Below are 20,292 nucleotides of genomic sequence, written 5' to 3' on the forward strand. Positions count from 1 at the left end.
ATGACGGGCGTGCTAGGATGCGCGCCATTTTGCGGGCTCCTGTCTTTCTGGAAGAACAATGGTCGAACACGATTTTCGCTACAGCATGCTCAACCCCCAGCACACCCTGACGGAATGCCGGACCCTCGGGCCCGGGCGCTATCAGGTCACCGGCAATGGCGGTTCAATCCATAACGACGACACCCTGCTGGTGACGATCAAGGGTGCCAAGACGCTGTTCATGCGTTTGCAGGTAGAGAAGGTCCGTCACTTGATCAACCCGCCGGGGCAATGGGTCGCGGTGGCACGCGGGCCGGTGTTCGATGAACTGGCGATCCACCAGTGGAAGGTCAACTGCGACAGCTGTGGCGCCGAGCTGGATTTCGAGTTTATGGTCGAGAGCAAACTGGGCACCAAAGCGCAGAAACCTGCCGCAGTCGCCCGTATTGCCGAGTTGGGCTGGAAAACCCTCGGCGACAAACACCAGTGCAAGAAATGCCAAGGGACTGCCGCATGAAACGCTTTGCCGCATTAGGGATGATGGGCCCCGCACTCCTGGGGGCGGCACTGCTGGCAGGCTGCACCACCGAGCCGACGCCAAGCCGTGACCATGGCTACCTGCTGGAGTGGATCGGCGAACGACCGCTTATCGACAGCAGCCACCTGACCATGACCCTCGGCGCCGATGGCCGCGCCTACGGCACCGCCGGCTGCAATCACTGGTTCGCGCCGTACACCCTCAAGGACCACAGCATCAGCCTGGGGCCCATCGGCAGCACCCGCAAGCTTTGCGGCCCGGCCCTGATGGAGCAGGAACAGCGTTACCTGCAAGCCCTGGGCAAGGTGCAACGCTGGGATATCTCGCCGATCAACCAGCTGCGCCTGTGGCCTGCCGAAGGCAAGCCGCTGCGGTTCTGGCTGGAAGAATGATCAACCTTCTCCGCGCAGGGCCTTCAGCTTCTGCGTAACCCCGGCGGCGGTCTGCTCGCCGAGCAACTGTTCACGCACCTTGCCCTTGTCGTCGATGATGTAAGTCACCGGCAAGGCTTCGGAGGTGGGCAGGTTGTAGCGCTCGGCCGGGTCCTGGGCGAGCACGGTGAACTTGATGCCCAGGGTATTGCTGGCGTTCTTGAGGTCATCGCCCTGGACATTATCGAAGTTGACCCCCAGCACCGTGACCTTTTGATCCTTGAGCTGTTCGGACAACTTGTTCAGCTCGGGGATTTCCGTACGGCACGGACCGCACCATTCGGCCCAGTAATTGACCACCAGCCAGTGCTTGTCGATACGCTCGCTGGCGACCTTCTGGCCATTCTGATCGGTGCCCAGATCCGCTCCGCAGCCGCTTAGCAGCGCACTGCACAGCAGCGCAAAGGTCGCTGCCCATCGCATTGCCATGTTACTCATCGAACAACCTTTACCCATTTTAAATGTATGAGATTTCACCAAACGACGTGCTTTCTGTTGGACCGGCTTCAGCCGGGAAGGCGTATTCCCGGCTAAAGCCGGTCCCAGATTAATCCTGCGGCATCTGCGACCGATCACCGCGACGGGTTCTGGCGCAGACATCCGGCAGGTAGAATACCCGCCACCTCACGCAAGATGCGACCGCAAATGACCGATCTGACGCTTTATCACAACCCGCGCTGCTCCAAATCACGTGGCGCGCTGGAACTGCTGGAAGCTCGTGGCCTGACCCCGACCATCGTCCGTTATCTGGAAACCCCGCTCGACGCCGCGCAACTGCGTGACCTGCTAGGCAAGCTGGGTGTCAGCGCCCGGCAACTGCTGCGCACCGGCGAAGATGAATACAAGACCCTGAATCTGACCGACGCCAGTCTAAGCGACGAACAACTGATCGCGGCCATGGCCGCTCATCCGAAGCTGATCGAACGACCCATCCTCGTCGTCGGCGACAAGGCCGTGATCGGTCGCCCTCCGGAAAATATCCTGGAGCTGCTACCGTGAGCACACCTTACATTCTGGTCCTGTTCTACAGCCGCAACGGCTCCACCAGCGAAATGGCCCGGCAAATTGCCCGGGGTATCGAACTGGGCGGCATGGAAGCGCGCCTGCGCACGGTGCCGGCGATTTCCAGCGAGTGCGAAGCGGTGGCGCCGAGCATCCCGGAAAGCGGCGCCTTGTACGCCACCCTCGACGACCTGAAAAACTGCTCGGGCCTGGCCCTGGGCAGCCCGACACGCTTCGGCAATATGGCCGCGCCGCTCAAGTATTTCCTCGATGGCACCAGCAATCTGTGGCTGACCGGCGCTCTGGTCGGCAAGCCCGCCAGCGTCTTCACCTCCACCGCCAGCCTGCACGGCGGCCAGGAAACCACCCTGATGTCCATGCTTCTGCCATTGCTGCACCACGGCATGCTGGTCACCGGCCTGCCCTATAGCGAGTCGGCGCTGATCGAGACCGCTGGCGGCGGCACGCCTTATGGCGCCAGTCACCATGCCGGTGCCGACGGCAAGCGTCCGCTGGATCGCCACGAATCGGAACTGTGCCGTGCCCTCGGCCAGCGCCTGGCCAAAACCGCGCTGCTGCTGGAGCCCTCCCGTGGCTAAGAAGCCCAAGGTCCTGCCGCCACTGGAATGGCTGGAACCCCGGGTGCGCATCAGCCGCGTGTTCGCCCTGATCTGCTTTTTTGGCCTGATCGCCCTGCTGTCGATCTATTACCTGCTGATCGCCGATCTGCATGGCGCGCGGCCCTGGGTCATCCTGCTGATCGAACTGGTACCGCTGCTGGTATTGGCGCCGGGCATGCTCAGTGGCAGCCCGCGCGGGCACTCCTGGACCTGTTTCGTGGTCAACCTGTACTTCATCAAGGGCGCCCTGGCGGCCTATGATCCGGGCCGCTCGCTGTTCGGCATCCTGGAAATGCTCGCCAGCCTGGCCGTGTTCATCAGCGCATTGCTGTATGTTCGCTGGCGTTTCCAATACAGCCGCAAACAGGCGGGCGAAGGCCAGCAACCGATTCTGGAGCAGTAATGCACGACTACAAATGGCTGAACGAGTATTGCCTGAACCGCTTCGGTTCGGCCAAAGCCCTTGAAGCCCACTTGCCGGACGCCCGCAGCCCGCAACAACTGCGCGCCATCAGCGACGACCGCTATCTGTCGACCATGGCCCTGCGGGTGTTCCGCGCCGGCCTGAAGCACAGTCTGGTAGACGCCAAATGGCCGGCGTTCGAGCAGGTGTTCTTCGGCTTCGATCCGGAAAAAGTCGTGCTCATGGGCGCCGACCATCTGGAACGCCTGATGCAGGATGCGCGGATTATCCGCCACCTGGGCAAGCTCAAGAGCGTGCCGCGCAATGCTCAGTTCATTCTCGATGTCGCCCACGAACACGGCAGCTTCGGCGCCTTTGTCGCCGACTGGCCGAGCAACGACATCACCGGCCTGTGGCAATACCTGGCCAAGCATGGCAGCCAGATGGGCGGCATGTCGGCCCCACGCTTTTTGCGCATGGTCGGCAAGGACACCTTTATCCCTAGCCAGGATGTGGTCGCGGCTCTCAATGCCCAGGACATCATCGACAAGGTGCCCACCAGCAAGCGCGACCAGGCGGTGGTGCAAGAGGTGTTCAACCAGTGGCAGGCCGAAAGTGGACGCCCGCTCTGTCAGCTGTCGGCGATGCTGGCCTACACCGTCAACCACTGATTTTTGCAATGACTGGCACGGTTTGACATAAATTCGGGCGCACTTCGTATACCATATTCTCCAGTTCCCCTGACCGAGTCATCCGCGTGCCTTTTCGACTGCCTGACGCCCCCAACCTCGGTGTTGCCCCTTCAGCCTCCGAGGTCATCGCCAAACACCTGCGCGAAGCCATAATTTCCGGGCATTTCGCCGAAGATGAGCCGATTCGTCAGGACGACATCGCCAAAGTCTTCAATGTCAGCAAGATTCCCGTGCGCGAAGCCCTCAAACGCCTGGAAGCCGAGGGCCTTGTGCAATTCCTGCGCAACAAGGGCGCGGTGGTCACCCGCCTGTCGGAACCGGAACTGGCGCAGATCTTCGAAGTGCGTGTATTGCTGGAAGTACAGGCGATCCGCCAGGCCGTGCCGAAAATGACTGTCGAGCACATTGCCCGGGCCCGGGCCATCTGTGACGAGTTCGTTGGCGACGATAATGTCGGGCGCTGGTCGGAACTCAACTGGGCCTTCCACACCTGTCTCTATGAGGCGGCACAACGGCCATTCCAGCTCAATCTGATCCGCTCGATCCACGACAAGGTCGAGCGTTATCTGCGCCTGCAGATGAGCTTTGCCGAAGGCAAGCTGCGCGCCGACCAGGAACATCGTGAGATCCTCCAGGCCTGTGCCGATCGCGACGTCGACAAGGCCGCCGAACTGATCGAACACCATATCATCGGCGTTTGCCGGGAGCTGTACGCACACCTGCCCAACGAGTCCATCAGCGAAGCCTGAGGCGCCAACCGGCTGTGCCGATTTCGTCATCGCCCTGGACGAAATCGGTCAAGCCCGACCAGCGCGGCGGCGTCATTCTGTGAGGGTCTTCAAGCCACGGAGTGACCCCATGCAACGCATCAGCATTCTCGACTCCCATACCGGCGGTGAACCGACCCGTCTGGTCCTCGACGGCTTCCCCCACCTGGGCATGGGCAGCATGGCCGAGCGCAAGCAGATCCTCGCCGAGCAGTTCGACGACTGGCGCGCCGCCACCGTGCTGGAGCCCCGTGGCAGCGATGTGCTGGTCGGCGCCCTGCTCTGTGAACCGGTGGACCCGACCGCCAGCGCCGGAGTGATCTTCTTCAATAACAGCGGCTACCTGGGCATGTGCGGCCACGGCACCATCGGCCTGGTGGTGTCCCTGGCGTACCTGGGGCGCATCGATACCGGCGTGCATCGCATCGAGACTCCGGTGGGTACGGTAGAAGCAACCCTGCATGAAGACCGTTCGGTGAGCGTGCAGAACGTGCCGTCCTACCGCTATCGCCAGGCCGTCACGTTGAAAGTCGCCGGCATCGGCAGCGTCACCGGCGATATCGCCTGGGGTGGCAACTGGTTCTTCCTGATTGCCGACCATGGCCTGGCGGTGGACAGCGGCAACCTTGATGCCCTCACCGACTACACCTGGGCGGTGCGCCTGGCCCTGGAAGAGCAAGGCATTTTCGGCGAAGACGGCGGCGTGATCGACCATATCGAACTGTTCGCCGATGACGATGTGGCCGACAGCCGCAACTTCGTCATGTGCCCCGGCAAAGCTTATGACCGCTCCCCGTGCGGCACCGGCACCAGTGCCAAGCTGGCCTGCCTGGCGGCCGACGGCAAACTCGCTGCCGGCGAGATCTGGCGCCAGGCCAGTGTCATCGGCAGCCAGTTCGAAGGCAGCTACGAATGGCAAGGCGAGCGAGTGATCCCGACCATTCGCGGCCGCGCCCATGTCAGCGCCGAAGCCACCCTGTTGCTCGACGCCGATGATCCGTTCGCCTGGGGCATCCGCCCGTGACTGCGCAGCGGGTCGCCGAGGTCATCGTCATCGGCGGAGGCATCATCGGGGCGGCCTGCGCCGATGAACTGGCTCGCCAGGGCCTCGACGTACTGGTCCTCGATTGCCAGCGTCCGGCCGCCACAGCGGCGGGCATGGGTCATTTGGTGGTGCTGGACGACAACCGCGACGAACTGGCCCTGAGCGAATATTCGGTACGCACCTGGCGCGAGTGGGCAGCCGAGCTGCCGCAAGACTGTGCCATGCGCAACAACGGCACCCTGTGGCTGGCCTGCAATGCCGAAGAAATGGCCGCCGCCGAAGCCAAGCACGCGACCCTGCGCGATTACGGCATGGCCTGCGAACTGCTCGACGCCCAGGCCCTGGCCGAGGCCGAGCCGGCCTTGCGCGGCGGACTGTACGGCGCCCTCAGGGTCAGTGGCGACGGTATTCTTTATGCCCCCAATGCCGCACGCTGGCTGCTGCAACGCACCGGCAAGGTCCGCCAGCAACCGGGGCGGGTCGTCGAAGTGCAAGGCAATCGCCTGCGTCTGGACGACGGGCGCTGGCTGCAGGGCGATGCCGTAGTCCTGGCCAATGGCATCTACGCCGCCGAACTGTGCCCGGAGCTGCCCTTGCAGGCGAAGAAAGGCCACCTGCTGATCACCGACCGCTACCCCGTGCAGATCAGCCACACCCTGGTGGAACTGGGCTACGTCACCAGCGCCCATAACGCCAAGGGGCCGTCGGTAGCATTTAACGTGCAGCAACGCCCGACCGGGCAGTTGTTCGTCGGCTCGTCGCGACAGTTCGACAATCACGACCCCGAGGTCGAAGGCTGGATGCTCGGCCGCATGCTGCGCCGCGCCAGTGAATTTCTCCCGGAACTGGGGCAGATGAACGCCATTCGCAGCTGGACCGGTTTCCGTGCCGCCAGCCCTGATGGTCTGCCCCTGATCGGCGAACACCCGCAACAACCCGGCCTATGGCTGGCAGTGGGCCATGAAGGTTTGGGCGTGACCACTGCGCCAGGTACCGCTCATTTACTCGCCGCACAAATGCTGCGCACAGCTGCGCCACTGCCGGTTGAGCCCTATGCGCCGCAGCGGTTTATCGGAGCAGGCCGTCCATGCTGATAGCCTTCATACGCACATTTAGCGCACAACCTGTAAGAGTTGCCGAAGGCTGCGATTCGAGTTGCCTGACACACCGCTTTCGCAGCCTTCGGCAGCTCCTACAGAATCTCATTCCAATTCAGATAGCCCTGTTTGAAAGGAACCCCGCCCATGCCTGAACTAAGCATCGACGGCCACGCCCTGCGCGTCGCCCAAGGCACGACTCTGGCCGCTGCGCTGGCCCTGAGCGGCACCGGTTGCAGTCGTACATCGGTCAGCGGCCAGCGGCGTGCGCCGTTGTGCGGCATGGGCATTTGCCAGGAATGCCGGGTCACCGTGGACGGCCAGCGTCGGCTGGCCTGTCAGACCCTGTGTCGCGACGGCATGCGCGTGGAGACCCGGCCATGAATGCCCATGTCGACCTGCTGATCATCGGCGCCGGTCCCGCCGGCATGTCCGCTGCCCTCGCCGCCGCCAATGCCGACGTGAAAATCGCCATCCTCGACGACAACCCCTTGCCCGGCGGGCAGATCTGGCGCGACGGCCCTCAGGCCAGCGTACCCGTCAAGGCCCGGGACCTGCGTCAGCGCATCCAGGACACCCCCAATATCCAGCTGTACAGCGGCACCAAGGTCATCGCCCGGGCCAAGGCCAGACAGTTGCTGGTAGAAGATGCCGAGCGCGGCTGGCTGATCAGCTACGACACTCTGATCCTTTGCACCGGCGCCCGTGAACTGCTGCTGCCCTTCCCCGGCTGGACCCTGCCCGGCGTTACCGGCGCGGGTGGTTTGCAGGCGCTGATCAAGGGCGGTTTGCCCGTGCAGGATGAGCGCATCGTGATCTCCGGTAGCGGCCCGTTGCTGCTGGCCAGTGCCGCCACGGCAAAAGCCAGCGGTGCGCAGATACAGCACATTGCCGAGCAGGCATCATGGGCTCGAGTGATGGGCTTCGCCGCGCGCCTGGGGCAGTGGCCGAACAAGGCGCTGCAAGCCGTCGGGCTGTTTGACAGCCATTACCGGGCAGGCAGCCACGTTATCGCCGCCCTGGGCCATGACCGCGTCGAAGGCGTGCGCCTGCAAACAGCCAAAGGCATTGAGGAAATTCCCTGTGACCGGCTGGCCTGCGGCTTTGGTCTGGTGCCCAACGTGGAACTGGGGCGCGCCCTGGGTTACGACATCCATCAAGGCGCCTTGAGCGTGGACCAGTGGCAGGCCAGCCCCCTCGCCGATCACTATGCAGCGGGCGAGTGCACCGGTTTTGGCGGCAGCGAACTGGCCCTGGTCGAAGGGCGCATCGCCGGATTTGCCGCCGTCGGCTTGCAATCCCAGGCTCAGGCGTTGTGGCCCGAGCGTCAGCGTTGGCAGCGCTTTGCAGATCGATTGCGCGAGACCTTCGCCCTCAACCCGGCCATCCGCCAACTGGCCAGCCCCGACACCCTGGTCTGCCGCTGTGAAGACGTCTCCTTTGCAGAACTGGCCGCGCACCCGGACTGGAAACAGGCCAAGCTCGCCACCCGCTGCGGCATGGGTGCCTGCCAGGGGAAAATCTGCGCCACGGCCACGCAAACACTGTTCGGCTGGGAACCGCCAATGCCGCGCCCACCGTTCAGCCCGGCACGGGTGTCGACCCTGATTAAACTGGAAGAAATCTGATCCCGTGGGACCGGCTTTAGCCGGGAAGAGGCCGGTACATTCAACACATTCCCCGAATGGCCAAAGACGCCTTCCCGGCTAAAGCCGGTCCCACAATGTCGACGAAGTCTCCTTAAGTACGAAGCACTCGCCAATTCGAATAATATGCCCCCATGATCGAACTCCTGAATTCCCCCGCCCCCGACACCCTCGACCAGTTGCTCGCCACCCTCACCCAGGTTGCGCCGTTATTCGATGCCATTCCGGGGCTGGTGTTTTTCATCAAGGACCCTCAGGCCCGCTACGCTCTGGTCAACCGCACCCTGGCCCAGCGTTGTGGCTTCAAGCACGCCGCAGACATTGTCGGGCGCACCGCCGAAGAAGTGTTTCCAGCGCGCTTCGGCCCGCTGTACACCGAGCAGGATCGCCGGGTCCTGGCCGATGGCCGCCAACTGTCCGATCAGCTGGAGCTGCACCTCTATTACGGCAATCAACCCGTGTGGTGCCTGACCCACAAGCTGGCGCTGCGCAATCAGCAAGGCGCGATCATCGGCCTGGCCGGGATTTCCCGCGATCTGCAAAGCCCACAATCGACCCATCCGGCCTATCACAAGCTCGGCGCAGTAGATGCCTATATCCGCGAGCATTTCGCGCGGCCCATCAGCCTGGCCGAACTGACCGCCATCGCCGGGCTATCCATCGCCCAGCTGGAGCGGCACTGCAAGCGTATCTTTCAGCTCACGCCGCGACAGATGATTCACAAGGCCCGGCTCGGCGAAGCTTCGCGCCTGTTGCAGCACGACCTGTCGATCACCGAGATAGCCCTGCGCTGCGGTTATACCGATCACAGCGCTTTCAGCCGCCAGTTCCGCGCCCTGACCGGGTTTTCACCGAGCCAGTACCGGGAGTCCCATCGCTGAGGCGACTACCCACGATGGCGCAGCCGCCCCACCTTTTGCTCCCTTTTGTAACATGTCGGTGACGGCCTCCTCCCCGTCGCAGCCAACCATCAAATTGCTGCAAGCGCCGCCCCATCACCCTCTCCACCTAAATAACCCGCTGATCAAAAAACAGGCACGCCGGTTGCATAATTAATATCGTATACGAAATTACATATCCGACTTTTTCACTCAGCCCATCACTTGCATATCACGAGGCTTCTATGAAAAACCCAGCTGTTGCCGTAGCCCTCTTTGCCGCAATGAGTGTTTCCCTGATCAACACCGCCCAAGCCGACAAGCTCGATGACATCATCGACTCCGGCAAATTGCGCTGCGCGGTCACCCTGGATTTCCCGCCCATGGGTATGCGTGATGAGAAGAACGTCCCCGTCGGCTTCGACGTGGACTACTGCAACGACCTGGCGAAGGTGCTGGGTGTTACGGCGGAGGTGGTGGAAACACCTTTCCCTGATCGTATTCCGGCACTGGTCTCGGGCCGCGCTGACGTAATCGTCGCCTCGACCTCCGACACCCTGGAACGGGCCAAGACCGTAGGCATGACCGTGCCCTACTTCGCCTTCAACATGGTCGTGCTGACCCGCGACGACACCAAGATCAACAGCTACGACGACCTCAAGGGCAAGCCGGTCGGTAACACCAGCGGCACCTTCGAAGCCATCGCCCTGGAAAAAGACGTGAAAAAATGGGGCAACGGCAGCTTCCGCGCCTACCAGACCCAGAACGACACCATCCTCGCCGTCGCCCAGGGCCATATCGACGCCTCGGTGGTGACCAATACCGTCGCCGCCGCTTCGATCAAGTCCGGTAAATACAAGGGCCTGCGCATCGCCGGTAACGCGCCTTACGTCATCGACTACGTGGCTCTGGCCGCCAAGCGCAACGAATACGGCCTGATCAACTACCTGAACCTGTTCATCAACCAGCAAGTACGCTCCGGCCGCTACGCTGAGCTGTATGAAAAATGGGTTGGCGCCGGCAAGCCTGTGGACCTGACTGTGCCGAACGTTTATCGCTGATAGCCTGAACAGCGCAGACAAGGGTAGGGGCGATCTATGGGCGGCGAATGATGGAGAGAACTCTGCAGGGCCGAATTGTGGGAGCGAATTCATTCGCGAAGAGGCCGGGACATCCGACGCATCTTCGTGTTCTGAAATACCGCTTTCGCGAATGAATTCGTTCCCACTGAATTCGCTCCCACAAATGGTCTCCCACAGAATCTGCTCCTACCCGGTCGCCGCAGTGAGAACAGAAACAGGAACCCACACATGTCAGATGTTTCGTTAACAGGCCGCTGTCTGGTGGCAGGGTCGGCCCAGGGCGAATTGCTCCATGCCGATGTCGGCCTGAGTTTCTGGGGCGGTGTCGATCCCTTTACCGGGGAAGTCATCGACCGGCATCACCCCCTGAGCGGTTCGATCATCAGTGGGCGGGTACTGGCCATTCCCAGTGGGCGCGGCTCCTGCACCGGCAGCAGCGTCATGCTGGAACTTATTCTGAACGGCCACGCCCCGGCGGCGCTGGTCCTGGAACAGATCGACGATATCCTCACCCTCGGCGTATTGATCGCCGAGCAGATGTTTGAGCACTCTATTCCGGTCATCAGCGTCGGCGCCGAGGGCTTTGCCGCCCTGCGCGGGCTGAGCCATGTGCAGGTGGTCGGTGACCAACTGCAGGGTTTCATCGAAAAACCGGTTGCATTGCCGGGCCGGGCCGAAAAACGCCTGCCGTGGACGCCCGACCTGGTCCTCAGTGCCGGCGACCGCGAGATGCTCGAAGGTCGCCAGGGCAAGGCCGCACAGGTGGCCATGGGCATCATCCTGCGCATGGCCGAGCTGCAAGGCGCCAAAGAACTGCTGGACATCAGCCAGGCACATATCGACGGTTGTATCTATACCGGTCCGGCCAGCCTGCGTTTCGCCCAGCAACTGGTGGCCTGGGGCGCCTATGTGCGAGTGCCCACCACTCTCAATTCGATTTCCGTGGACAAACGCCGCTGGCGTGAACTGGGGGTCGCCGCCAGCCTCGGCGAGCCCGCCAGCCAACTCGGCGATGCCTACCTGAACATGGGCGCCCAGGTCAGCTTTACCTGCGCGCCGTACCTGCTGGACAGTGCGCCGACGGTGGGCGAGCAGATCGTCTGGGCCGAGTCCAACGCCGTGGTCTACGCCAACAGCGTGATTGGCGCCCGTACCCTGAAGTACCCGGACTACCTCGATATCTGCATCGCCCTCACCGGCCGCGCGCCCCTGATCGGTTGCCATATCGAACAACAGCGTCTGGCCCGCCTGCGTATCGAAGTGCCGGCGCTGCAGGGCCTGGACGACAGTTTCTATCCGCTGCTCGGCTACCACGTCGGCCTGCTGTGCGGCAGCCAGATCCCGGTGATCTGCGGACTGGAACAGGCAGCACCGACTCTGGACGATCTCAAGGCCTTCGGTGCCGCCTTTGCCACCACCTCGGCCGCGCCGATGTTTCATATCGCTGGCGTTACCCCGGAAGCCGCTACCGCCGAGCAGGCACTCGGTGGTCAGGCGCCTGAGCGGACGTTCCTTGTCACTACAAGCGAGCTGCTGCAAAGCTGGCGCGAACTGGACAGCGCGCCGGACCCGCAGGTGGATCTGGTGTCCCTGGGCAATCCGCATTTCTCCCTGAGCGAGTGCGCAACCCTCGCCGCCCTGTGCCAGGGCCAGCGCAAACACTCGGAAGTTGCCATCGCCGTCACTCTCGGCCGGGCCGTCCTGGAGCAGGCCCGTGCCGCCGGATACGTAGCGACCCTGGAAGACTTCGGCGTGCAGTTCGTCAGCGATACCTGCTGGTGCATGCTCGGCGAACCGGTAGTGCCGGTCAGTGCCCGTACCCTGATGACCAACTCCGGTAAATACGCCCACTACGCGCCGGGTCTGGTCGGACGTCAGGTGCATTTCGCCAGCCTTGCCGAATGCGTCGCCACGGCGTGCAGCGGCCAGGCCAGCGGGCGTCTGCCGGCCTGGTTGAATACCGCGATGGAGCCCGCCCATGTTTGACTACAACTTTCATTGGCGCGCCGCCTTCAAGGCCCTGCCGGACATGCTTGACGGCGCCCTGGTCACCTTCGAGACCGCCGCCCTGTCGATGATCCTCGGCGTGCTGATCGCCCTGTGCCTGACCTTCATGCGCATGGGCAAACAGCCGATATTGCGTGGTTTTGCCGCTGCGTGGATTTCCATTGCACGCAACACTCCGTCGCTGTTTCAGGTCTACATCCTGTATTTCGGCCTCGGTTCGTTCGGCCTGCATATCAGTTCATGGGCGGCATTGCTGGCGGGGATCACCATCAATAACGCCGGTTACCTGGCCGAAAACTTCCGCGGCGGCCTCAAGGCGGTGCCCGACACGCAGTTGCGCGCTGCCCGCTCCCTGGGCATGAGCGCCCCCAAGGCCTACCGGCTGATCGTGATCCCGCAACTGTTGCGCATCGTCTTCTACCCCCTGACCAATCAGATGGTCTGGGCGGTGCTGATGACCTCCATGGGCGTGATCGTCGGCCTGAACAACGACCTCACCGGGGTGACTCAGGACTGGAACGTCAAGACCTTCCGCACCTTTGAATTCTTCGCCATCGCCGCCGTGCTGTATTACCTGATCGCCAAGGCGATCGTGGGACTGGCCCGCCTGCTGTCCTGGCGCCTGTTCCGGTATTGAGGGAGATGACCATGTTCAATACCAGCTTTACCTGGAACGACATGCTGTTCCTGCTCGACGGCGCCAAGGTAACGATCCTGCTGACCATTGTGTCGATGCTGATCGGCACCGTGATGGGTGTCGCCTGCGGCCTGTTCCGTGCCCTGTTGCCCCGTGCATCGATTCCGCTGGCCTGGCTGCTGGATGTGTTTCGCAGCGTGCCGTTGCTGATCCAGTTCGTGCTGTTCAATGCCCTGAAAAGCATTGCCGGCCTGAACTGGAGCGCCTTCAGCGTGGCCTGTGTAGTGCTCGGGCTGTACGTCACCGCCTACTGCACGGAGATCGTCCGTAGCGGCGTGCTCTCGGTGCCGATGAGCCTGCGTCGGGCCAGCCGCTCTCTGGGCCTGACCTACTGGCAGGACATTCGCCGCATCGTCATGCCCATGGCTGCCCGCGTCGCCTTCCCCGGCTGGGTCAACCTGCTGTTGTCGGTGATGAAGGACACCGCCCTGGTCATGTGGATCGGCATCGTCGAACTGCTGCGGGCCTCCCAGACCATCGTTACGCGCATTCAAGAACCGTTGCTGGTGTTGTGCATCGCCGGCGCCATTTACTACGTCATGAGCCTGGTGGTTGCCCGTCTCGGCGCCCGGCTGGAAGCAAGGTGGCAGGAAAATGATTGAGATCGACAACGTACACAAATCATTCGGCGAACTGGAAGTGATCAAGGGCGTCAGCCTGTCGGTGAACAAGGGCGAAGTGGTGTCGATCATCGGCGGCTCCGGCTCGGGCAAATCGACGCTGCTGATGTGCATCAACGGCCTGGAATCGATCAAGAGCGGCAGCATCCGCGTCGACGGCACCGAGGTGCATGCGCCGGGCACCGACATCAACAAGCTGCGGCAGAAGATCGGCATCGTGTTCCAGCAGTGGAACGCCTTCCCGCACCTGACCGTACTGGAAAACGTGATGCTGGCGCCGCGCACCGTACTGGGTAAAAGCAAGGCCGAGGCCGAAGCGCTGGCGGTCAAGCAGCTGACCCACGTGGGCCTGGGTGACAAGCTCAAGGTGTTTCCCGGCAAGCTCTCCGGCGGCCAGCAACAGCGCATGGCCATTGCCCGCGCACTGGCCATGTCACCGGACTACATGCTGTTCGACGAAGCCACTTCGGCCCTGGATCCGCAGCTGGTGGGGGAGGTATTGGACACCATGCGCATGCTCGCCGAAGACGGCATGACCATGGTTCTGGTGACCCACGAAATTCGTTTTGCCCGGGATGTGTCCGACCGCGTGGCGTTTTTCCGCAACGGCCTGATTCATGAAATCGGCACGCCGGAGCAGGTGATTGGTAATCCGCAGCGACCTGAAACCGCTGAATTTCTCAAGTCCATCAATTAGCGCTTATGACAACAATCGTGCGGGCCAATTGTGGGAGCGAATTCATTCGCGAAAGCGGTTTATCCAACGACGAAGATGCGCCGAATGTACCGGCCTCTTCGCGAATGAATTCGCTCCCACAGAAAACGCCATTCAATATTTGACAAGAGGACCATCACTCATGCGTTCATCGAAAGTGATTCACGTGGTCAGCTGCCACGCCGAGGGCGAGGTCGGCGATGTCATCGTCGGCGGCGTCGCGCCACCGCCGGGCGATACGATCTGGGAGCAATCGCGCTGGATCGAGAAAGACAACGTGCTGCGTAACTTCATGCTCAATGAACCGCGAGGCGGTGTGTTCCGTCACGTCAATCTGTTGGTGCCGCCGAAGAACCCCAAGGCGCAGATGGGCTGGATCATCATGGAACCGGCGGACGTGCCGCCCATGTCCGGCTCCAACTCCCTGTGCGTGGCCACAGTGCTGCTCGACAGTGGCATCCTGCCCATGACCGAACCGGAAACCCGACTGGTACTGGAAGCCCCCGGCGGCCTGATCGAAGCCGTGGCCCAGTGCCGCGATGGCAAGGTGCAAAGCGTGGAAGTGCGCAACCACCCGTCCTTCGCCGACAAACTCAATGCCTGGATCGAAGTACCGGGCATCGGCTCGATCCAGGTCGATACCGCCTATGGCGGCGACAGCTTCGCGATTGTCGACTCGACCAGATTGGGCTTTGCCCTGACCGCCGACGAAGCCAGGGACCTGGTTGAGACCGGTCTGAAAATCACCCTGGCGGCCAACGAACAACTGGGCTTCAACCACCCACTGAACGCCGACTGGAAACACATTTCCTTCTGCCAGATCGCAGCGCCCGTGCATTACGAAGACGGCGTTGCCACAGCGGCCAACGCCGTGGTCATCCGCCCCGGCAAGATCGACCGCTCGCCCTGCGGCACCGGCTGCTCGGCACGCATGGCGGTGTTGCATGCCAAAGGACAGCTAGCCGTGGGCGAACGCTTTATCGGCCGCTCGATCATCGGCTCGCAGTTCAACTGCCGGATCGACAGCCTGACCGAAATCGCCGGCCGCCCGGCCATTATCCCGGCCCTGTCCGGCCGCGCATGGATCACCGGCACCCATCAACACATGCTTGACCCGAGCGACCCGTGGCCGGAGGGCTATCAGTTGTCAGATACCTGGCCGGTGGGTTTGCAGCTGGATAAGTAAGGATCCGTGCGAGGAGCATTGCAGGAGCGAGTTGTGGGAGCGAATTCATTCGCGAAAACGGTTTATCCAACGACGAAGATGCGTCGAATGTACCGGCCTTTTCGCGAATAAATTCGCTCCCACATTGGAATATCGAACAACCCGAATGATGTGAAATGAAATCCGCAACCGGGCATTTTTTTGCCCAAACACAAACGTATACGAAATACCCTTTAATCGAACTGGAGTAACTCATGAGCAAACACGTTAACTGGAGCGGCGTCTTCCCGGCCGTCACCACCCAATTCAACGCTGACTTCTCCCTCAACCTGGAAGCCACCCACAAGGTCATTTCCAATCTGGTACGCGATGGCGTGTCGGGTCTGGTGATTTGCGGCACCGTCGGCGAAAACACCTCCCTGAGCGTGGCCGAGAAAATCAGCCTGGTAGAAGTCGCCAAGGACGCCAGCGCCGGTCGTGTGCCGGTGATCTCCGGCATCGCCGAATTCACCAGCGCCAACGCCAGCGACGTCGCCCGTCAGGTAGCCAAGGCCGGTGCGGATGGCATCATGCTGATGCCTGCCCTGGTCTATTCGGCCAAGCCGTTCGAGACCGCCGCGCACTTCCGCACCGTGGCCGCTGCCACCGACCTGCCGCTGATGGTCTACAACAACCCGCCAATCTATAAAAACGACGTAACGCCGGACATTCTGATTTCCCTGGCCGACTGCGAAAACATCGTCTGCTTCAAGGATTCCTCGGGCAACACCAACCGTTTTATCGACGTGCGCAACGAAGTCGGCGACCGCTTTGTACTGTTCGCCGGCCTCGATGACGTCGTCGTAGAAAGCATCGCCGTGGGCGCCGTGGGTTGGGTGTCGGGCATGTCCAACGCCTTCCCGAAAGAGGGCGAGACCCTGTTCCGCCTGGCCAAGGCCGGCCGTTTTGCCGAAGCCATGGCCATCTACGAATGGTTCATGCCGCTGCTGCACCTGGACGCGCGTCCGGACCTGGTGCAATGCATCAAGCTGTGCGAAGCCATCATGGAACGCGGCAGCGCCCTGACCCGCCCACCACGCCTGGCCCTGCCGGACGCTGATCGCGAGTATGTCGAGCGGCTGATGAAGACGGCGTTGGCCAATATGCCGGTATTGCCGGAGGTTGGGCTTTAAGCGATGTAAGACTTACTCAAACCTGTGGGAGCGGATTTATCCGCGAAGACGGTATTCCAGACGACAGCGATGCATGGAATGTACTGACCTCTTCCCGGCTAAAGCCGGTCCCACAAACGCATACATCAGGCCATCAATGCCTGCAAATCTTCATACAGCTTCTCGGTAATTTTCACCCCACCCTTTAGGCTCCTTTCCCGCGCGTCATAACGCCGTTGCGACGGCAACCGCGCGCCCTGCCCCTGAATTCCTTCGAACAAGCTTTCCGCCCGCGCCAGGTGGTGGTCGACGGTATCGCCGAGAAAGCGCTTGGGATCAAGGGCAATGATCAGCTCACCGTGATAAGGCGACGACTTGCTGCCAGCATCGTATTGCTGCGACTCGACGCTCGTCAGGTCGCCAATCAACGGCCCGGCAATCAACTCGACCATGGCCGACAGCGCAGAGCCCTTGTGCCCGCCGAAGGTCAGCATGGCACCGTTGAGCACGGCACTGGGGTCGGTGCTAGGTTGGCCTTCGGAATCGATGCCCCAACCCAGGGGGATCTCCTTGCCCGCACGTTCATGCAGCTGGATTTCGCCACGGGCCACAGCACTGGTGGCAAAGTCGAAAATAAACGGCGATTTGCCCGCTCGCGGCCAGCCAAAGGCGATGGGGTTAGTGCCGAACAGGGGCTTGCTGCCGCCCGCCGGAGCGACCCAGGAATGGCTTGGGGTAAAGGCCATGGCCACCAGTCCGGCCTCGGTCAGCACTTCGATCTCGCTCCACAGCGCCGAGAAGTGCACGCAGTGGTTGATCGCCATGGCAGCAATGCCGCTGTGCCGGGCTTTTTCCACCAGTACCGGTGTGCCCAACTGAAAGGCGCGCTGGGAGAAACCGCCCTTGGCATCAACCCGGACAATCGCCGGGGCCTGATCGATCAACTCGGGCTCGGCATCCGGCACCACCTTGCCATTGCGCAGGGTGGCGATACAGCCAAGCAAACGCCACAGACCATGGGATGCACACTCATCCCGCTCCCCCGCCCAGACCACCTCGGCCACTGCCTTTACATGGGGCTCGCTGAAACCGTTGTGGCGCAGAATCGACTCGGCCAGCGTTCTTGTTTCATCCAGTGTCAGAGCAATCACGACGCAACCCCTTGGCTTATGGCAAAAGCCAAGGGTGGCCTGTTGTGACGGGGGTTTCTTGTCGGCAATCGTCTAGTGGAGTGACGAATTCGGCATAGCATGACGCACGCGAACCTGTAGGAGCTGCCGAAGGCTGCGAACCGGTTGGCCTGACACTCCGCTTTCGCAGCCTTCGGCAGCTCCTACAGGACCGCATCGCTCTGGGTGTTAGATATTCACCACATTGACGAACCGCGACGCCGCCGTCTCGTCAATCCGCAGATTGGTGAAGTCGAACAGATTACGGTCAGCCAGCTGAGAAGGCTGTACGTTCTGCAACGCGCGGAAGATGCTTTCGGTACGGCCCGGCGTCTTGCGCTCCCAGTCCTGAAGCATTTCCTTGACCACCTGGCGTTGCAGGTTTTCCTGGGAACCGCAGAGGTTGCACGGGATGATCGGGAAGCCCTTCATGTCCGAATAGGCCTGGATGTCCTTCTCATGGCAGTAAGCCAAGGGGCGAATCACCACGTTGCGCCCATCGTCGGCGCGCAGCTTCGGCGGCATGGCCTTGAGCGAACCATTGAAGAACATGTTGAGGAAGAAGGTCTCGACAATATCGTCGCGGTGATGCCCCAGGGCCATCTTGGTCGCGCCGATTTCATCGGCAAAGGTGTAGAGGGTGCCGCGACGCAGACGCGAGCACAAAGAACAGGTGGTCTTGCCTTCCGGAACCAGTTCCTTGACCACCGAGTAGGTGTCCTTCTCGACGATGTGGTACTCGATGCCGAGGGTTTCCAGGTAGGCCGGCAGCACGTGCTCGGGGAAGCCGGGCTGCTTCTGGTCCATGTTCACGGCGACGATATCGAACTTGACCGGCGCGACCTTCTGCAGGTGCATCAGCACGTCGAGCATGGTGTAGCTGTCCTTGCCGCCGGACAGGCAAACCATGACCTTGTCGCCCTCTTCAATCATGTTGAAATCGCTGACGGCCTCGCCGGCCAGCCGACGCAGGCGTTTTTGCAGTTTGTTCTGATTGACTGAGAGGGTGCCCATGGCGCTGATATCCGCTAGCGGTGACTCGGGAAAAGGCCGGTATTTTACGCATAAACCTTCGGCGAGGATAACCGGGCGTCCAGAGGTATGAACGGTCATTTTATGATCATGCGGCTATGAACCCGCCCGCTTACATCGCCAAACACTCTAAGCACGCCGGTTTTACACCGGTCTGACTTCCTATACTCGATAAGGTCGCAACCTTGTCACATAAAACGCAATCGAGGCTGTGGCTGTGCCCTGCAAGGCCAATGGTCAGGCAAGGGCAACGGGCCTAACCGAGATAAAGGAGTCAACGCCATGATCAATCACGTCTGGGGTCTGTTCACTCACCCCGATCAAGAGTGGCATCAGATCCGCGAAGAGAAGGAAGAAAGCATCGGCCACATGTACCTCACTCACACCCTGATCCTGGCAGCGATTCCGGCGATTTCCGCCTATATCGGTACCACTCAGATCGGTTGGGTGATCGGCGATCGCGCTGCGGTGATGCTTACCCACGGCAGCGCTGTCTGGATGGCCGTCATGTCCTATATCTCCATGCTCATCGGCGTGGGGGTCATGGGCGGGTTTATCCACTGGATGGCCCGCACCTATGACGCCACTCCAAGCATGGCCCGCTGCATTGCCTTTGCCACCTACACCGCAACGCCGCTGTTCATCGGCGGGCTCGCGGCGTTGTATCCGCATATGTGGCTGGGTCTGGTGGTGGGCACGGCGGCCATCTGCTACACGGTCTATCTGCTGTACGTCGGGCTACCGACTTTCATGAATATCCATTCGGACGAGGGTTTCATGTTCTCCAGCTCCGTACTGGCAGTCGGCCTGGTGGTACTGGTGGCGATCATGGCCTTTACTGTCGTGCTGTGGGGCATTGGCGTCGGCCCCGAGTACACCAACTAAGCACCGGCGGTCGGGTCGCTGCAATGGACGGCGACCCATTCCGTGTATCGGCTTGAGTTTTCGCAATACACCCTCACTACGGCATACTTGGCGCCTCTGGAGAACCAGCAAGCATGCCCGAGCACATCAACGCCCGCGTCGAAAGCTGTTATCAGCAAGCCGAAGCCTTTTTCAAACGCCCCTTCAAACGTCCCGTGGTCAGCCTCAAGCTGCGTGGGCAGAAGGCTGGCGTCGCACACCTGCACGAAAACCTGCTGCGCTTCAATCCGCAGCTGTACCGGGAAAACAGCGAAGACTTCCTGCGCCAGACCGTGGCCCATGAAGTGGCGCACTTGGTCGCCCATCAATTGTTCGGCGGCAGCATCCAGCCCCATGGCGAGGAATGGCAACTGATCATGCGCGGCGTCTATGAGCTGCCGCCCAATCGCTGCCATACCTACGAAGTGAAGCGCCGTAGCGTGACCCGTTACATCTACCGCTGCCCCTGCGCCGACAGCGACTTCCCCTTCTCCTCCCAGCGTCATCAACTGGTGCGCAAGGGCCGCCGGTATCTGTGCCGGCGCTGTCGCGAGACGTTGGTGTTCAGTGGAGAAGTGCGGGTGGAATAATCATCCACATGGGCATGTGAATGATCCTGTGGGAGCGAATTCATTCGCGAAAGCGGCATTTCA

24 protein-coding genes are annotated in these 20,292 nt (G+C 61.6%); 21 read left to right on the top strand and 3 right to left on the bottom strand.

Annotation, left to right across the window (positions count from 1 at the left end):
• Positions 1–58: 58 nt before the first annotated feature.
• Entirely contained in the window at positions 59–496 is a 438-nt protein-coding gene (locus tag ACCD02_RS16385; protein WP_413303709.1) for a hypothetical protein, read from the top strand.
• On the top strand, positions 493–909 hold the full coding sequence (locus ACCD02_RS16390) for an META domain-containing protein (RefSeq protein ID WP_413303711.1): 417 nt from the start codon (positions 493–495) through the stop codon (positions 907–909). The genes ACCD02_RS16385 and ACCD02_RS16390 overlap by 4 nt, the downstream gene beginning before the upstream one ends.
• On the opposite strand, the gene ACCD02_RS16395 is transcribed toward ACCD02_RS16390, so the two are convergent.
• Positions 910–1,377, bottom strand: coding sequence for a TlpA disulfide reductase family protein (locus tag ACCD02_RS16395; RefSeq protein WP_413303714.1), 468 nt, complete (start codon positions 1,375–1,377; stop codon positions 910–912).
• A 216-nt stretch (positions 1,378–1,593) separates the two neighbouring features.
• On the opposite strand from ACCD02_RS16395, the gene arsC reads away from it, so the two are divergent.
• The 17 genes from arsC (at position 1,594) to ACCD02_RS16480 (ending at position 16,556) form a co-directional block, all read left to right on the top strand.
• Entirely contained in the window at positions 1,594–1,947 is a 354-nt protein-coding gene (gene arsC / locus ACCD02_RS16400; RefSeq protein WP_413303716.1) for an arsenate reductase (glutaredoxin), read from the top strand.
• The gene (gene wrbA / locus ACCD02_RS16405; RefSeq protein ID WP_413303719.1) at positions 1,944–2,549 is read left to right on the top strand and encodes an NAD(P)H:quinone oxidoreductase; all 606 of its coding nucleotides are present in this window, start codon (positions 1,944–1,946) and stop codon (positions 2,547–2,549) included. Before arsC ends, wrbA begins: the two co-directional genes overlap by 4 nt.
• Positions 2,542–2,973, top strand: a complete 432-nt coding sequence (locus ACCD02_RS16410) for a DUF2069 domain-containing protein (RefSeq protein WP_413303721.1) — start codon at positions 2,542–2,544, stop codon at positions 2,971–2,973. The genes wrbA and ACCD02_RS16410 overlap by 8 nt, the downstream gene beginning before the upstream one ends.
• Complete coding sequence (locus tag ACCD02_RS16415; protein WP_413303724.1) at positions 2,973–3,644, top strand: DNA-3-methyladenine glycosylase I; 672 nt, start codon at positions 2,973–2,975, stop codon at positions 3,642–3,644. The genes ACCD02_RS16410 and ACCD02_RS16415 overlap by 1 nt, the downstream gene beginning before the upstream one ends.
• 98 nt (positions 3,645–3,742) lie before the next feature.
• Positions 3,743–4,414 carry a GntR family transcriptional regulator gene (locus ACCD02_RS16420; protein WP_413303817.1) on the top strand — a complete coding sequence of 224 codons (672 nt, stop codon included), beginning with the start codon at positions 3,743–3,745 and terminating at the stop codon, positions 4,412–4,414.
• Positions 4,415–4,523: 109 nt separating this feature from the next.
• On the top strand, positions 4,524–5,456 hold the full coding sequence (locus tag ACCD02_RS16425; protein ID WP_413303726.1) for a 4-hydroxyproline epimerase: 933 nt from the start codon (positions 4,524–4,526) through the stop codon (positions 5,454–5,456).
• Positions 5,453–6,571, top strand: coding sequence for an NAD(P)/FAD-dependent oxidoreductase (locus ACCD02_RS16430; protein WP_413303728.1), 1,119 nt, complete (start codon positions 5,453–5,455; stop codon positions 6,569–6,571). The genes ACCD02_RS16425 and ACCD02_RS16430 overlap by 4 nt, the downstream gene beginning before the upstream one ends.
• Before the next feature lie 150 nt (positions 6,572–6,721).
• Positions 6,722–6,958, top strand: coding sequence for a (2Fe-2S)-binding protein (locus tag ACCD02_RS16435; protein WP_413303730.1), 237 nt, complete (start codon positions 6,722–6,724; stop codon positions 6,956–6,958).
• Positions 6,955–8,202, top strand: a complete 1,248-nt coding sequence (locus ACCD02_RS16440) for an FAD-dependent oxidoreductase (protein WP_413303732.1) — start codon at positions 6,955–6,957, stop codon at positions 8,200–8,202. Before ACCD02_RS16435 ends, ACCD02_RS16440 begins: the two co-directional genes overlap by 4 nt.
• A 152-nt stretch (positions 8,203–8,354) precedes the next feature.
• Positions 8,355–9,101 (top strand): helix-turn-helix domain-containing protein, encoded by a 747-nt coding sequence (locus ACCD02_RS16445; protein ID WP_413303734.1) that lies wholly within the window; start codon positions 8,355–8,357, stop codon positions 9,099–9,101.
• 242 nt (positions 9,102–9,343) lie between these two features.
• The gene (locus ACCD02_RS16450) at positions 9,344–10,159 is read left to right on the top strand and encodes a transporter substrate-binding domain-containing protein (protein ID WP_259099222.1); all 816 of its coding nucleotides are present in this window, start codon (positions 9,344–9,346) and stop codon (positions 10,157–10,159) included.
• A 249-nt stretch (positions 10,160–10,408) separates the two neighbouring features.
• Positions 10,409–12,166: an aconitase X gene (locus ACCD02_RS16455; protein WP_413303736.1), complete on the top strand. Its 1,758-nt coding sequence runs from the start codon at positions 10,409–10,411 to the stop codon at positions 12,164–12,166.
• Positions 12,159–12,824 carry an amino acid ABC transporter permease gene (locus ACCD02_RS16460; RefSeq protein ID WP_413303739.1) on the top strand — a complete coding sequence of 222 codons (666 nt, stop codon included), beginning with the start codon at positions 12,159–12,161 and terminating at the stop codon, positions 12,822–12,824. The genes ACCD02_RS16455 and ACCD02_RS16460 overlap by 8 nt, the downstream gene beginning before the upstream one ends.
• An 11-nt stretch (positions 12,825–12,835) precedes the next feature.
• Positions 12,836–13,486 carry an amino acid ABC transporter permease gene (locus ACCD02_RS16465; RefSeq protein ID WP_413303742.1) on the top strand — a complete coding sequence of 217 codons (651 nt, stop codon included), beginning with the start codon at positions 12,836–12,838 and terminating at the stop codon, positions 13,484–13,486.
• On the top strand, positions 13,479–14,201 hold the full coding sequence (locus ACCD02_RS16470) for an amino acid ABC transporter ATP-binding protein (protein ID WP_413303745.1): 723 nt from the start codon (positions 13,479–13,481) through the stop codon (positions 14,199–14,201). The genes ACCD02_RS16465 and ACCD02_RS16470 overlap by 8 nt, the downstream gene beginning before the upstream one ends.
• Before the next feature lie 160 nt (positions 14,202–14,361).
• Positions 14,362–15,405, top strand: a complete 1,044-nt coding sequence (locus tag ACCD02_RS16475; RefSeq protein ID WP_413303748.1) for a trans-3-hydroxy-L-proline dehydratase — start codon at positions 14,362–14,364, stop codon at positions 15,403–15,405.
• Between the two features lie 233 nt (positions 15,406–15,638).
• Positions 15,639–16,556, top strand: a complete 918-nt coding sequence (locus tag ACCD02_RS16480) for a dihydrodipicolinate synthase family protein (RefSeq protein ID WP_413303751.1) — start codon at positions 15,639–15,641, stop codon at positions 16,554–16,556.
• Positions 16,557–16,681: 125 nt separating this feature from the next.
• Here ACCD02_RS16480 and ACCD02_RS16485 read toward each other — a convergent pair whose 3' ends face one another.
• Both ACCD02_RS16485 and ttcA read right to left on the bottom strand, forming a co-directional pair.
• A complete protein-coding gene (locus tag ACCD02_RS16485; protein ID WP_413303754.1) occupies positions 16,682–17,686 on the bottom strand; it encodes an Ldh family oxidoreductase in 1,005 nt (334 codons plus the stop codon).
• 207 nt (positions 17,687–17,893) lie between these two features.
• Positions 17,894–18,718, bottom strand: coding sequence for a tRNA 2-thiocytidine(32) synthetase TtcA (gene ttcA, locus ACCD02_RS16490; protein WP_413303758.1), 825 nt, complete (start codon positions 18,716–18,718; stop codon positions 17,894–17,896).
• A 300-nt stretch (positions 18,719–19,018) separates the two neighbouring features.
• Here ttcA and ACCD02_RS16495 point away from each other — a divergent pair, with 300 nt between their 5' ends.
• Positions 19,019–19,621 (top strand): Yip1 family protein, encoded by a 603-nt coding sequence (locus tag ACCD02_RS16495; RefSeq protein WP_413303761.1) that lies wholly within the window; start codon positions 19,019–19,021, stop codon positions 19,619–19,621.
• Between the two features lie 113 nt (positions 19,622–19,734).
• A complete protein-coding gene (locus ACCD02_RS16500; RefSeq protein WP_413303763.1) occupies positions 19,735–20,229 on the top strand; it encodes a SprT family zinc-dependent metalloprotease in 495 nt (164 codons plus the stop codon).
• Positions 20,230–20,292: the final 63 nt, after the last annotated feature.

The organism is Pseudomonas sp. Pseusp88, assembly GCF_047303955.1.
In the GTDB taxonomy this organism is placed as follows: Bacteria; Pseudomonadota; Gammaproteobacteria; order Pseudomonadales; family Pseudomonadaceae; genus Aquipseudomonas.